At 65.5% G+C, this 12,939-nt stretch carries 17 protein-coding genes and 1 tRNA gene; 8 read left to right on the top strand and 10 right to left on the bottom strand.

The features are described 5' to 3' along the window. The first annotated feature begins 4 nt into the window (after positions 1-4). Together A0J57_RS08030 and A0J57_RS08025 are read left to right on the top strand one after the other, a co-directional pair. Positions 5-832 carry an SDR family NAD(P)-dependent oxidoreductase gene (locus A0J57_RS08030; protein ID WP_061940695.1) on the top strand — a complete coding sequence of 276 codons (828 nt, stop codon included), beginning with the start codon at positions 5-7 and terminating at the stop codon, positions 830-832. A gap of 336 nt (positions 833-1,168) precedes the next feature. After that, on the top strand, positions 1,169-1,831 hold the full coding sequence (locus A0J57_RS08025) for an OmpW family protein (RefSeq protein WP_061940722.1): 663 nt from the start codon (positions 1,169-1,171) through the stop codon (positions 1,829-1,831). A gap of 182 nt (positions 1,832-2,013) precedes the next feature. Here A0J57_RS08025 and cofC read toward each other — a convergent pair whose 3' ends face one another. From cofC to cofE, 3 genes are read right to left on the bottom strand one after another with little or no spacing between them, the layout of a single operon-like run. Beyond that, positions 2,014-2,592, bottom strand: a complete 579-nt coding sequence (gene cofC, locus A0J57_RS08020; protein ID WP_061935036.1) for a 2-phospho-L-lactate guanylyltransferase — start codon at positions 2,590-2,592, stop codon at positions 2,014-2,016. A 5-nt stretch (positions 2,593-2,597) separates the two neighbouring features. Next, a complete protein-coding gene (gene cofD / locus A0J57_RS08015; protein ID WP_061935013.1) occupies positions 2,598-3,533 on the bottom strand; it encodes a 2-phospho-L-lactate transferase in 936 nt (311 codons plus the stop codon). Next, positions 3,530-4,288 (bottom strand): coenzyme F420-0:L-glutamate ligase, encoded by a 759-nt coding sequence (gene cofE, locus A0J57_RS08010; RefSeq protein WP_061935011.1) that lies wholly within the window; start codon positions 4,286-4,288, stop codon positions 3,530-3,532. Before cofE ends, cofD begins: the two co-directional genes overlap by 4 nt. A 167-nt stretch (positions 4,289-4,455) precedes the next feature. On the opposite strand from cofE, the gene A0J57_RS08005 reads away from it, so the two are divergent. Then, a complete protein-coding gene (locus tag A0J57_RS08005) occupies positions 4,456-4,956 on the top strand; it encodes a flavin reductase family protein (RefSeq protein ID WP_025547976.1) in 501 nt (166 codons plus the stop codon). Positions 4,957-5,180: 224 nt separating this feature from the next. Further along, positions 5,181-6,959 (top strand): long-chain fatty acid--CoA ligase, encoded by a 1,779-nt coding sequence (locus A0J57_RS08000; protein ID WP_170825578.1) that lies wholly within the window; start codon positions 5,181-5,183, stop codon positions 6,957-6,959. Between the two features lie 57 nt (positions 6,960-7,016). On the opposite strand, the gene A0J57_RS07995 is transcribed toward A0J57_RS08000, so the two are convergent. From A0J57_RS07995 to A0J57_RS07985, 3 genes are read right to left on the bottom strand one after another with little or no spacing between them, the layout of a single operon-like run. Then, a complete protein-coding gene (locus A0J57_RS07995; RefSeq protein WP_048577989.1) occupies positions 7,017-7,433 on the bottom strand; it encodes a hypothetical protein in 417 nt (138 codons plus the stop codon). Positions 7,434-7,487: 54 nt separating this feature from the next. Beyond that, the gene (gene gloB, locus A0J57_RS07990; RefSeq protein ID WP_061935009.1) at positions 7,488-8,210 is read right to left on the bottom strand and encodes a hydroxyacylglutathione hydrolase; all 723 of its coding nucleotides are present in this window, start codon (positions 8,208-8,210) and stop codon (positions 7,488-7,490) included. 3 nt (positions 8,211-8,213) lie between these two features. Next, positions 8,214-8,648 carry a VOC family protein gene (locus A0J57_RS07985; RefSeq protein WP_061935034.1) on the bottom strand — a complete coding sequence of 145 codons (435 nt, stop codon included), beginning with the start codon at positions 8,646-8,648 and terminating at the stop codon, positions 8,214-8,216. 103 nt (positions 8,649-8,751) lie between these two features. On the opposite strand from A0J57_RS07985, the gene A0J57_RS07980 reads away from it, so the two are divergent. Further along, entirely contained in the window at positions 8,752-9,456 is a 705-nt protein-coding gene (locus tag A0J57_RS07980) for an SIMPL domain-containing protein (protein ID WP_044660563.1), read from the top strand. Between the two features lie 3 nt (positions 9,457-9,459). On the opposite strand, the gene A0J57_RS07975 is transcribed toward A0J57_RS07980, so the two are convergent. The 3 genes from A0J57_RS07975 to A0J57_RS07965 form a co-directional block, all read right to left on the bottom strand. Continuing rightward, positions 9,460-9,669: a hypothetical protein gene (locus tag A0J57_RS07975; protein ID WP_061935007.1), complete on the bottom strand. Its 210-nt coding sequence runs from the start codon at positions 9,667-9,669 to the stop codon at positions 9,460-9,462. 77 nt (positions 9,670-9,746) lie between these two features. Next, positions 9,747-10,616, bottom strand: a complete 870-nt coding sequence (locus tag A0J57_RS07970; protein ID WP_061935005.1) for a tetratricopeptide repeat protein — start codon at positions 10,614-10,616, stop codon at positions 9,747-9,749. Further along, positions 10,616-11,371, bottom strand: a complete 756-nt coding sequence (locus A0J57_RS07965; protein ID WP_061935003.1) for a carboxylesterase — start codon at positions 11,369-11,371, stop codon at positions 10,616-10,618. Before A0J57_RS07965 ends, A0J57_RS07970 begins: the two co-directional genes overlap by 1 nt. Before the next feature lie 142 nt (positions 11,372-11,513). On the opposite strand from A0J57_RS07965, the gene A0J57_RS07960 reads away from it, so the two are divergent. From A0J57_RS07960 to A0J57_RS07950, 3 genes are all read left to right on the top strand, one after another. Beyond that, a tRNA-Leu gene (locus A0J57_RS07960) sits at positions 11,514-11,600 on the top strand. 167 nt (positions 11,601-11,767) lie between these two features. Further along, the gene (locus tag A0J57_RS07955) at positions 11,768-11,953 is read left to right on the top strand and encodes an integrase arm-type DNA-binding domain-containing protein (RefSeq protein ID WP_061935001.1); all 186 of its coding nucleotides are present in this window, start codon (positions 11,768-11,770) and stop codon (positions 11,951-11,953) included. Continuing rightward, complete coding sequence (locus A0J57_RS07950; RefSeq protein ID WP_061934999.1) at positions 11,935-12,141, top strand: hypothetical protein; 207 nt, start codon at positions 11,935-11,937, stop codon at positions 12,139-12,141. Before A0J57_RS07955 ends, A0J57_RS07950 begins: the two co-directional genes overlap by 19 nt. Before the next feature lie 13 nt (positions 12,142-12,154). Here A0J57_RS07950 and A0J57_RS07945 read toward each other — a convergent pair whose 3' ends face one another. After that, the gene (locus tag A0J57_RS07945; RefSeq protein WP_061934997.1) at positions 12,155-12,910 is read right to left on the bottom strand and encodes a DUF2889 domain-containing protein; all 756 of its coding nucleotides are present in this window, start codon (positions 12,908-12,910) and stop codon (positions 12,155-12,157) included. Positions 12,911-12,939 lie beyond the last annotated feature (29 nt).

The raw sequence follows: 12,939 nt of genomic DNA, 5'->3' as shown, positions 1-12,939 counted from the left end.
TTTCATGCGCAGACTGGATGGCAAGGTCGCGATCATCTCCGGCTCGGGTCGCGGCATCGGCCGTGAACTGGCGTTCAAGCTTGCGGGACAGGGCGCAAGCGTCGTCGTCAACGATCTCGACGAGGCGCCCGCCAATGAGGTTGTCACGCAGATCCGGGATGCGGGCGGGAAAGCGACCCCCTGCGTCGGCGATGTCACGGCCGATGACTTCGGCGAGCGCTTCGTCCGCACGGCTCTCGAGGCGTTCGGCGGGCTCGACATCATCGTCAACAATGCCGGCTACACGCGCGACGGCGTCATCCAGAAGCAGACGGACGAGCAGTTCCAGGCAATGCTCGACGTGCATGTATCGGCCCCGTTTCGCATCCTGCGCGCAGCTGCGGAGCCTCTGCGAACGATGGCCCGAAAAGAAGCCGCCGAAGGCCGCGAGGTTATCCGCAAGGTCGTCAACATATCATCCATGGCCGGCACGCACGGCAATGCCGGACAGATCAACTATTCCGCGGCCAAATCCGCCCTGGTGGGCATGACCAAGACGCTGTCCAAGGAATGGGGGCGCCTGAAAGTCTGCGTGAATTGCGTGGCCTTCGGCATCATCGACACGCGGTTGACGCAGCCCATTTCGGGGTCGGAGGCATCCATCCCGATCGGGGGGCAGCCCCTGCACACCGGTATTCCTTCCGCGGTACGGGACGCCCTGCTGGACAGCGTGCCGTTGGGACGGGCGGGGACGGCGCGGGAGGCCGCGGACAGCATCTACCTGCTGTGCGTTCCCGAGAGTGATTACATCAGCGGGCAGGTCCTGGTCGTTTCAGGTGGTCTCAGCTTGTAGAAATGCCCCGCATTTGCCTGATCCGGAGACCGGAATCTGTTCGGTGACGGAAGGCATGGCTGCTGTCGGTCCACAGCGAATGCGTTGTCACCGGATGCATTTCCGATGTTCGACGCCATGCCTGAAACCTTGGCCGAAATGGCGGGCCGAGAGAGATCGGCCGACATGATCGACAGCACCGTCGTCCGGGCCCTCACTGCGCCGTCGGCATAAGAAGGGACGCGAGCGACCGAGGCATTGAGGCAGGTCAAATTGCCGGTTGCGCGGGATCAATGCCGGGCCCGTTCGGGCGCGGCAGAAGGGCGGCACCGACAAACAGGGATGGAGATCAAGGACATGACCATCAAGACGATCCTGCTGGGGGCGGCTGCCGGCTGCGCCGTTCTGGCCGCGCCGGCGCAGGCGGCGCAGGGCGATGTGCTGGTGCGGCTGCGCGGCATCATGGTCGCGCCCAACGAGAAGAGCGGGAGCGTGTTGCCCGCCTTTCCGGGCGAGAAAGTGAAGGTCGACAACAGCGTGATGCCGGAAGTGGACGTCACCTATATGGCGACCGACCATATCGGTTTCGAGCTGATCGCCGCGACCACCAAGCATAGCGCGAGCGGGCGGACCGGCACGACCGGGGGCATCGGCAGGCTTGCGTCGACCTGGGTGCTGCCGCCGACGCTGACGGCGCAATATCATTTCCTGCCCGAAGGGAAGATCCGGCCCTATGTCGGGGCGGGGGTGAATTATACGCTCTTCTATAATGAGAAGGCGTCGAACGCGCTGGAGGGCGCTGTGGGCGCGACCAAGGTGCATATGTCCGACAGCTTCGGCTGGGCGGGGCAGGTCGGCGTCGACATCGACCTTAACGAGCGGGTGTTCCTGAATCTGGACCTCAAATATATCGACATCGATACGACGGCGCGGCTGTCGACTGCTGCCGCCGGGGTGCAGAGGGTGAAGCTGGAGCTTGATCCCTTTGTCTTCGGTGTGGGTGTGGGAATGAAGTTCTGATGGGAAGGGGTGGCGGCTTTTGGCCAATTCAGGACCTTCCCCTCCCGCAGGCGGGAGGGGTTAGGGGTGGGTGCGAGCGTAGCGAGATTCCAGCTTAGCCGTTGAAAATTCACGCTGATGTCGCGCCAGCCCACCCCCTAGCCCCCTCCCGCCTGCGGGAGGGGGAATGTCCTGATACCACCCTAGATCGCGCGCCCTTTCCAGTCGGCCAGATCGTCCGGCTGGTCGATGTCGAAGCCCAGACCGCGCCGGATGACCGGCGAGAACATCAAACCAAGCCGTTCCGCTTCCGCCCTGTGCGCCGCGAAACTGCCCTGGCCATAATGGAACTGGAAATCCGCCGCTCGCGGCAGAGGCAAGGACAATGCATTGGTTCCCCGCCCATGGACATCGGGCGCGGCCGCAATGCCGGGGGCGTCCAGCAGCGTCGCGACATCCGCTGCCTCGACCAGCGGCAGGTCGGCCGAGAGGAACAGCAGCCGCTCGACTCCTGCCCCCAATGCCGCATCGCGGGCGCTCGTCACGGCAGGGTTAAGGCCGCCGCCCGGATCATCGAGCAAGCCTATGCTCTCCGGCAGTCCATGCCGCGACGGCCCCAGCAGCCGCAGCCTTTCCATCCCGACCACTTCCGCCGCAGCCCCCACCGTGCGGTGCAGCATCTCCGCCACCAGATTGCGCCGTCCGGTTTCGTCCAAAACAGGCGCCAGCCGCGTCTTGCAGGCGGCGGGCGCCTTGACCGGGATGACGATCCAGCAGTTCATGACCGTCAACCGGCGATCCGTTCGGCCAGATCCAGCGCCGCCCGCGCCACCCGGGCGCGGTCGTCCAGCGTCTTCATCAGCGTGTCGGTGACGGCGTGGGGAATGTCCAAACCCTTGCCCCCGTCGCGGACGTCGACCAGCAGCGCGTCGATGACGCCTTCATAATGGGCGGCAATGGCCTGGTTGGTGACGCCCAGTCCCAACTCGCCCATCAGCTTGGCGGTCGGTCCCTTGACCGCCTGCCCGCCGACGATCGGTGACACCGCGACGACCGGCGCCTTCCGTGCCGCCAGCGCTTCGCGGATGCCGGGCACCGCCAGAATCGGGTCGACGCTCAGCCAGGGATTGGACGGCGCGATCACTATGGCGCGGGTTGCGGGATCGCTGATCGCCTCGATCACGCCGGGGGCAGGATGCGCTTGCTCCGCGCCCTCGAAGCGGATCGCCCGGACCGCCGGGACACAGCGCTGCTCGACGAAATAGCGCTGGAAGGGGAGGTCGCCCGCATCGGTGGAGACATGGGTGGCCACGGCATCGTCGCTCATCGGCAATATCTTGAGGCCAAGGCCCCAGGCCGTCGCAAAACGGGCCGTCACCGCGCTCAACGTTTCGCCCGACGCCAGCATGTGCGACCGCAGCACATGCAGCGCCATGTCGCCGTCGCCCAGCAGGAACCAGTCCTCGCCGTCCAGCGATTTGAGCGCGTCCATGAAGCTCCATGTCTCACCTTCGCGGCCCCAGCCCTGCGCGGCATTGGCCCTGCCCGACAGGGTATAGAGCAGCGTGTCGATGTCGGGAGAGATCGCCAGTCCGAGATGACGGAAATCGTCCCCGGTGTTGACGATGGCGGTGATGTCCTCCGGCGGACAGATCTGCATCAGCCCGAGCACCAGCTTGGCGCCGCCGACGCCGCCGGTCAGAACGACGATGCGGCCGCTCACCGGAACAGATCCTCTTCCAGCGGGCGGACCAGCGCGCCCGCGCCTGCATCTCCTTCGGGCAGGGCCACGCCGCGCAGCAGGGCGGCGGGCACGCTTTCCGCGCCCTCGCCCGTCACCAGCGTCGCGGCGGTGGCGATCTGGTCGGCCAGCGCGATCTGCGTCACCTCCAGCCGCCGTCCGTCCCGATCCTCCTCGCCGCGGCGGTCGACCAGCGCGGGCAATCCCGCCGCGCCGATCGCGACGCCCACCACGCCGTGGCGCCATGGCCGCCCGAAACTGTCGGAAACGACGATGCCGATCCCGGCCGCCTCGGGTCCCGCCAGCGCCGCCAGCAGGCCGCGCGCCGATCCGTCGGGATCGAGCGGCAGCAGCAATGCGCGATCTTCCTCCCCCGGCCCGATATTGGACCGGTCGATGCCGCCGTTCGCCATCACATGGCCCAGCCGGTGGCGGGTGATCAGCACATGGGGCACCGCGCGCACCACGCTGCTGCTTTCGCGCAGCACCAGTTCGACGAGCCGGGGGTCCTTGCGCGTCGTGGCGGCCAGCTCCAGCGCCTGCGCGCCCGGCTCGACGCTGTCCAGCGCGACCATCCGTCCTTCCGCCTTGGACAGGATCTTCTGCGTCACGACCAGCACATCGCCGGTCTGGAGCGGCCACAGGCCCGCCTTCGCCAGACTGTCGCGCAGCACCGCCGCCAGATCGTCGCCGGCCCGGATTTCAGGAATATCGCATAGCGGATGAATCGAGATCATGCCGTGCTGTAGCGTGCAATTGCCGGTTAAGGTAGCATTGCGATTTCCCGGAAAAGGAAACTCATGAGCTTATCAGCGGGATTCGCTTGCCATGCCCCGGCCGAGTCTGGAAGAGAGGCGACGATGAAGATCAGTGACGATATGTTTCCCTTTCAGGGCGCCCGCGCATGAGCGAGGCCATCGCCTTCGACAGCGGCACTTTCCGCCGTGTGCTGGGGCATTATCCCACGGGGGTCTGCGTGGTGACGGCGGTGGAGGACGATCATGCGCCCACGGGCATGGTCGTCGGTTCCTTCACCTCCGTTTCGCTCGATCCGCCGCTGGTTGCCTTTTTCCCTGCCAAGAATTCGCTGAGCTGGCCGCGGATCGAAAGGGCGGGGAAATTCTGCGTCAACATCCTCGCCAGCGACCAGAAGCCGCTTTGCCAGCAATTTTCGGCCAAGGGCGCGAACGACAAGTTCGCCGGGGTGACGCATCGCGTCTCCGCCAATGGCTCCCCGATCCTGGATGGGGTGGTGGCCTGGATCGACTGCCGGCTCGAAGCGGTGCATGAAGCGGGCGACCATTATATCGTGCTGGGCCGGGTCATCGCGCTGGAGGTGGAAACGCCGGGCAAGCCGCTGCTCTTTTTCCAGGGCGGCTATGGCGAATTCGCTCATCTGAGCTGATCCTGTCGATCAGCGTTGTGCGGGGGAACACTGGGCCGGCCCCCGGCGCGCATATCCGCTTTCCATCCCCCCATTGTCGCCGCTGAATCGCATCTCCCCGCGGCCCGGAGGGGATCTCCGAAAACCCGCGAAAAATCATGGCCGTTACGGCATGGCGAGGGTATAGCCTGCCGGGCAGGCGGATAGGCGCGCCGAAGACGCGCCGCGAATGAGGAGATGCCGTTTTGAGCGCGATCGAGCGTTTTCCCAATCTGGTGACCATGTTCTTCGCCCGCGCCAAGGCGATGGGGGACACGCCCTTCCTCTGGCGCAAGGTGGCTGGCCAATGGAAGTCGCTGAGCTGGACCGAAGTCGCCCATGACGTCGCCGCACTGGCCAGCGCATTGCAGGCGCAGGGATTGAGGCCCGGCGATCCGGTGATGCTGGTCAGCGAGAACCGGCCGGAATTCTGCATCGCGGACCTTGCCATCATGGCCGCGGGCTGCGTCACCGTGCCGACCTACACCACCAACACCACGCGCGATCACCAGCATATCCTGACCGACAGCGGCGCCCGGGCCGTCATCGTCTCCACCGCCAGGCTGGCGCAGAACCTGATGCCAGCCGTGCTGCGGTCGCAGGCGAGCTTCGTCATCGGCATGGAGCCGTTGCGCGGCATGCAGGGTCATGTTGCCTGCCATTTGTGGAGCGACCTGATCGCCCATTATCCCACCGACATCGATGCCTGCGCCGCCGGCCAGACGGCGAAGCGCGACGATCTGGCCTGCATCATCTACACCAGCGGCACCGGCGGCGCGCCCCGTGGGGTGATGCAGCATCATGGCGCCATCCTCTGCAATATCGAGGGGGCGGACAAGTTGCTGGAGGAGGATTTCGGGCGGGACGAAGAGGTGTTCCTGTCCTTCCTGCCGCTGTCCCACGCCTATGAACATAGCGGCGGCCAGTTCCTGCCGATCATGGCGGCCGGGCAGATCTATTATGCCGAAGGGCTGGAAAAACTCGCCAGCAATATCGAGGAGGCGCGGCCGACGATCATGGTCGTCGTCCCCCGCCTGTTCGAAGTGCTGCGCGCCCGCATCATCAAGTCGGTCGAGAAGCAGGGCAAATTCCCCACCTATCTGCTGGGTCAGGCGCTGCGCATCGCGGCCAGGGAACAGCGCGGGCGGAAATCGCTGCTCGACCTGCCGATGAAGGCGCTGCTGGCGCGCACGCTGAAGCCGAAGATCGCGGCGCGCTTCGGCGGGCGGATGAAGGCGCTGGTGTCGGGCGGGGCGCCGCTCAATCCGGATGTCGGCCTGTTCTTCGACGCGATGGGGCTGACGCTGCTCCAGGGTTATGGCCAGACCGAGGCGGGGCCGGTGATCAGTTGCAACCGCCCCCGCGCCGGGATCGCGATGGACACGGTCGGCCCGCCGCTTGACGGGGTGGAGGTGCGGATCGCGGAGGATGGCGAGATTCTCGTGCGCGGCGAACTGGTGATGCACGGCTATTGGCGCAATCCCGCGGAAACGGAGAAGGCGCTGCAAAATGGCTGGCTCCACACCGGCGACATCGGGGAGATCGATGAAAAGGGCCGCATCCGCATCACCGACCGCAAGAAGGACCTGATCGTCAACGACAAGGGCGACAATGTCTCGCCGCAGAAGGTGGAGGGCATGCTGACGCTCCAGCCGGAGATCGGGCAGGCGATGGTCTATGGCGACCGCCGCCCGCATCTGGTGGGTCTGCTGGTGCCCGATGCCGAATGGACGCGGGAATGGGCGCAGGCGCAGGGACGGAAGGTTGAAGGGATCGCGGCCGATCCCGCCTATCAGGCGGCGCTGCGCGCGGCGGTCGACCGGGTGAATGACGACCTGTCCGTGATCGAACGCGTGCGGCGGTTCATCCTGGCGGATGAGCCCTTCACCATCGACAATAGCGAGATGACGCCGTCGATGAAGATCCGCCGCCACGTCATCCGCGCCCGCTATCAGGAACGGCTCGACGCGCTGTACAAGGGGTGAAGCCTGGCTGATCCTGTTCCTGCCTTTGCAGGACCAGGACGCCATAAGGAAGCAACCCTATTTCGACGGCGCGCGATAGGGGATGAAGTCACCCAGCGCGCAATTTCCCGTCACCATGCCGGTCATCAGGTCGGCGCTGGTCAACTGGTCCCCGCGGCAATATTGCGATCCCCAGGTCCTGATGATCAGCGTATCGCCGCGCGACAGCCCGGAACAGCTGCCGATCAGGTCGTTGCGGTAGACCAGCCGCCGGCTGACCCGGTAGAGCAGGACGCTGTTGCTGATGGCCGTCAGATTGGACTGGGATTCCCGATTGACGCAGCTCGTCCTTTCGCCCGGCACCTTGCCCGCCAGGGCCCGTTCCAGCTCGCTCGTCTGTTTTTCGGTCAGCCTGGGCGGCTCATAGCTGTCCGAACATCCGGCCAGCAGCAGCGGGGCCAGGCACAGGCTGGAACGCAACATCCATGGACGCATGGCATCTCTCCTCATTCGTCCCGCTTTCAGGACGACAAAGCAGCGCGAAAACCGTCACGCCGCATCCTTCGCCGCGCGCCGTTCGGCCAGTTGCGCGACATCGCGGGCGCGCATGAAGACATTGGTTGCGCGTTCCTGCCCGATGCTGGTCGGCACCGTGGCCTCTCCCCGCGAACGCGCCGCGTCGACATCCCCCATGCGGGCGCGCAAGGCGGCGTTGTCCGGCTCCACCGTCAGGGCGAAGCGGCCGTTCGACTGCGTATATTCATGCGCGCAATAGACGGCCGTATCGTCGGGCAGGGCGGCGAAGCGCTGCATATTGGCGAACATCTGCGCCGCCGTTCCCTCGAACAGCCGGCCGCAACCCATGGCGAACAGCGTGTCCCCGACGAAGATCAGCCGGTCGTCGGCCAGATGATAGGCGATATGCCCGGCGGTATGGGCTGGCACCTCCAGCACGGTGGCCTGATGGGCGCCGATGCGGACGCTGTCGCCCTCCCGCACCGTGCGGTCCAGCGTGCCGATCTTCTCCGCCTCCGCCGCCGGGCCGGTGATGATGCAGCCCGTCGCCGCCTTGATCGCCGCATTGCCGCCGACATGGTCGCCATGCCAGTGGGTGTTCCAGATCTGGCCGATGGTCCAACCCCTCTGCCGGGCTGCTTCCAGCACCGGCTCCGCCACGGCGGGATCGACGGCCACAGTCTCCCCGCTGGCGTCGTCATGCAGCAGCCAGACATAATTGTCGCTGAGAACGGGTATGCGGACGACCTCCAGCATGGCCTACCAGGCTCCCACATTGAGCATCGATGCCCAGGGTTCGGCCGGATCAAGATGTCCGTCCTGTAACAGTTCGATCGAGATATTGTCCGGCGTCCGCACGAAGGCCATGTGACCGTCGCGCGGCGGCCGGTTGATGGTGACGCCCGCGTCCATCAGCCGCTGGCAGGTCTCGTAGATATTCTCGACCCGATAGGCGAGATGCCCGAAATTGCGTCCGCCGCCATAGACCTCCGGCGGCGTACCGTCCTCCGCCGGCCAGTTATAGGTCAGTTCGACCTGCGCCTCTTCATCGCCGGGCGCGGCGAGGAAGACCAGCGTGAACCGCCCCTGCGCATTGTCGATGCGCTTCTGCTCCTCCAGGCCAAGCAGGCGGAAGAAGTCGACGGTGCGGTCGATGTCGGTCACGCGGATCATCGTGTGCAGATATTTGGGCAAGAAGTCACTCCATTCGTCGCCATAAAGCAACGGTTCATCTCTGAAAACCTAAGACGCTTCCAAGATAAGATGCGTCGGGCTTCGACGGAAGAGGGAGGCAGGCATGGCCTTAACTTATCATGACAAGCTTTTCATGGGCTGCGCGGCCGTTCTGGCGCTCGGCATGGTCGGCGGCGGCTATCTGCTGGGCGACGGGCTCAAGCGGGCGAAGGCGGCGGACCGATCCGTCACCGTGCGCGGACTGGCGGAAAGGGATGTGACCGCGGACCTCGCCACCTGGTCGATCAGCTATTCCGCCACCGGTTTCGACCTGCCCGCTGTCCGGGCGGAGATCGACAATAACACCCGCGAACTGCGCGCCTATTTCGCCGGCCTCGGCTTCAGGCCGGATGCGCTGACCGCCACCGGCGCCGGGGTCAACCAATATATCAACAATGGCGTCAACACGATCACCATCACCCAGCGGATGTTGCTGCGCACCACCGACATTCCCCGCGCCCAGCGCGCCGTGGCCCAGCAATTCGACCTGGTCCGGCGGGGCGTCACGCTGCAGGAGGGGTCGGGCATGCGCTATAGTTTCACAAGGCTCAACGACGTGAAGCCCCGGATGGTCGCCGCCGCGACCAGGGATGCCCGCGCCGCCGCCGAGCAGTTCGCCCGCGACAGCGGCGCCAGCGTCGGCGGCATCAAGAGCGCGACGCAAGGCTATTTCTCGATCGAACCGCGTGATGGCGAAGCCGACGGGTCGAGCGACACACCCTATAAGAAGGTGCGCGTCGTCACGACCGTCGACTTTTACCTCAAATAGCCATCAATCCTTGTCGTCGCCGATGATCGCACCGGCAGCGCCGCCGATCACAGCGCCCTCCACCGTGCCGAGGCCGGTGGCGGAGCCCACCACGGCGCCGCCCGCGCCGCCGATCAGCCCGCCGCGCGTCGCGCCATGCGAACAGGCGGTCAGCGCCAGCGCGCTCGCCGCCAGCAGGCCCAGCGCCGCGAACCTTCCATGACGATCCGGCATCCTCATGTTCCTTATCCCTTCGCGTCCCGCCTGGCGGGCCAACGGAGAATGGCGGGCGGAGGTTCCCTCGTCGCCCGTCAGCGGGCGGGCTTCGGCGGCAGGCGGGAAAGATTGTCGGCGGCCGCCTTTCCCGCCGGCGCTTCCGCCGCCAGCTTCACCGCCCGCTGCCAGGCGGAACGGGCCACATCCTCATGATCGGTGAGGATGGCGATATTGCCTTCCTCCAGCGCGACGGAGGCATCGTCGGGCGAAAGCTGCACGGCCCGCGCGATATGCGCCTGCGCCAGCTTCATTTCCCCTGATCGCCGGGCCAGCGTGGCCGAAAGCAGCCAGGCCAGCGGGTCCCGCGGCACCTGATCCAGCGCCGTATCGAGCGAAGTGCGGGCGCCCTTCACATCGTTCAGCGCCACCAGCGCGCGGGCGCGATCCAGATGGACCTCGCCCTTTTCCAGACCGTCGGGCAACCCACGCGCCAGCGCCGCGTCGAAATCGTCCCGCGCCTTGGCGGCGTCGCCACCAGCCAGCGCGGCATTGCCGGCCTGCGCCCAAAGCCGGCCGCTCTGCACCATTTCGCCATTGCGTTCGGCTTCGTCCGCCCCCTGTTCGAAGGCGACGATGGCGGGCGCCCAGCGTTCGCCGCGGGCATAGGCAAAGCCCATGCAGTTGCGCGCATAGAAGCTGCCGCCGTCGATCCGCCATTGCTGCGCGAAGGCGACGCCCTTGTCCGGCGCCTCCACCGCCTGGTCCAGGCAGGCCTGGAATTTCGCCGCATATTTGTCCGGCACCGGAATGCGGCCCTCACTCGCTCCTGCTCCTGACCGCGCGGGAGCGGCCGACGCAGAAGCCGCCGCTTCCGCCTTTTCCTTCCTCTTGCGGTTCATCACCGCCTCGACCTCCGGATCATAGGCCTGCGGGGCGAGCAGCAGCAGCGGGAGGAGGAAGGGCATCAGAGGCTGTCCAACAGGCTGGAGACGGTCCGGATCAGCAGGGCGATGTCCGGGTCGCGGGAAAGGCGATGGTCGCCATCCTTAATCAGCAGCGTCTGCACATCGGATGAACGCAGCCGCTCCGCGATCCGCAACGCCGTTCGCCAGGGCACGTCGGGGTCGGCCTGCCCCTGCAACAGCCGCACCGGGCAATCGATCGCGATCTCCCCCTCCAGCAGCCGCAGCGACTGGCCCGATTCCCAGAAGGCCAAGGTGGTGACATAGGGGTTATCGCCATAAGGGGTCGGTTCGACGATCCGTCCTTCCGTCGCCAGCAGGGCCTTGTCCGCGTCGGTAAAGCCCCAATCGGTGAAATCCGGCGCCGCCGCGATGCCGACCAGCCCCGCCACCCGCTCCGGCCGGGCCAGCGCGATCAGCAGCGCCAGCCAGCCGCCCATGGAAGATCCCACCAGCACCACCGGCCCCTGGGTCAGGGAATCGATCAGCAGCAGCGCATCGTCGCGCCAACTCGCCAGCGTGCCATCCTCGAACCGTCCCTCGCTCGCGCCATTGCCGGCATAATCGAGCCGCAGCATCGCCCGGCCCTGATCCTGCGCCCAACCGTCCAGCGCAACCGCCTTGCCGCCTTCCATGTCGGACATGTAGCCGGGCAGGAAGACGATCGTGGGGGCGGTGCCGGGCCGGTACCGACAGGCCAGCCGCAACCCGTCCGGCCGAGGGTGAAAGGCGGGCGGCGCAACGTCGGGACGATCCATGCTATTTCTCCGGTTCAACGGCAGGGGCCTGAAAAAGGCCCGTAAAAAGCTCTTGGCCTGGAAACCAGAAAAATAAAAAATAATGCGCCTGCCGTGATTGACAGCCCCCCGGCCAGCGGCTAGTTGCGCGCTCCTACCCCGTGCCCAGATGGCGGAATTGGTAGACGCACCAGCTTCAGGTGCTGGCGATCGCAAGGTCGTGGAGGTTCGAGTCCTCTTCTGGGCACCATTTGTTCTTCCGGGGACGTCCGAGGATGTCCCGGAAATGGCTGAAATCCGCCAAGCTTTGTGCTATAAGCGTCCGACGACATCCGGGCGAATACGGCACCAATCGGGCACAATGGTGGTATATTCGAGGGTATCGTTCTCCGTCCTTTGCAAGGACGATACACCCCGATGAGCACCTTGTTCGCGACCGACGCAGCCAACGCCAAACCGCAAGCCAAGGACTTAAAGCTGTCGGGTGGCGGCGGTCTCTATCTTCTCGTGCGGACCAACGGCGCGAAGTTTTGGCGCCTCAATTATCGCTATCTCGCAAAGGGTCGGACGCTCGCTTTCGGGGCATGGTCGAGATCGCATTGAGCAAGATCCGCTGGCTGCTGGACAAGGCCTATGCCAAGATCGGCAACAGGCCCGGCGCCAAAATCACGGCGCAGGAGGTCGTGGCCGTCCTGCGCTCCATCGATGCAACGAGCCGCTACGAAAGCGCGTCCTATGCGGACTCTCCTTGGGCGCATCTTCCGCTACGCCGTCGCGACCATGGTTGCTGAATGTCAAAAGTGCCTATGCTTCACGCTGGAGACGGTGCAGATGAGCCTCCTTCTCTCCGGTCATGACCGCGGTTTTCACTGGTCCGGTGCTGTAGGCGTAACATCGTCCGAGCATCTCCGGATTGTCGCGGGCAGGGCGACCCGCAGCTTGTGAGGGGCGGTAGCGCCGACCGATGGCTATGAGCCAGGTACGCGCCAGGATGGTGGCGGCTTCAAGTTGATCCTGCTCGAAAACCAGACTGGCCCATGCGGCAAAGCCGGTTCCCAATGGCCTTCCCCGAAGCTCCAGCGGCTCTAGGATCGCGCCCTGCCGGACGAGCCAGCGACAGGCCAGCCGACCATTTCGCCAGATCGTCATGGGGACAGGCAATTCGAGTTCGTCCGGGACCTCCGCTTCATAGAGTATCTCCGTCGATGGTCTTTGAGCATGGCCAATGGCCATGACAGCTAGGTCCAGAAGGTGGGTGCAATGATGGCGTGCAATCCCCCCGGCGTAAAAGTCGCGGGTTGGCGTGCTGATCGGCAGGCCCACCAAGGACTGAAGCTGCTGGACTGCGGCAGGGCATGCCGTGGTGGGAATGCGGACGCTTTCGCCGGTAATGGCGGTCACGATCGAGCAGTCGTGCACGATGGAACAGCGCATCTCGTGAAAATTGTCGAGGAGATGGGCGTCGACCCGATTGGATTGCGCGCGCAGGGATACGCGGCGAATGGTGGCGCCGGTCCCGTAATCGGGATTGAGTGGAAAGTTGAGTTGCTTAGGTCTCATGACAAGGGCGCGAACCTGCCGACATGGTT

The organism is Sphingobium sp. 22B (genome assembly GCF_001580035.1).
Taxonomy (GTDB): domain Bacteria; phylum Pseudomonadota; class Alphaproteobacteria; order Sphingomonadales; family Sphingomonadaceae; genus Sphingobium; species Sphingobium fuliginis.
Note: the sequence above shows the minus strand (reverse complement) of the source record. Positions and strands in the feature narration are given on the sequence as shown.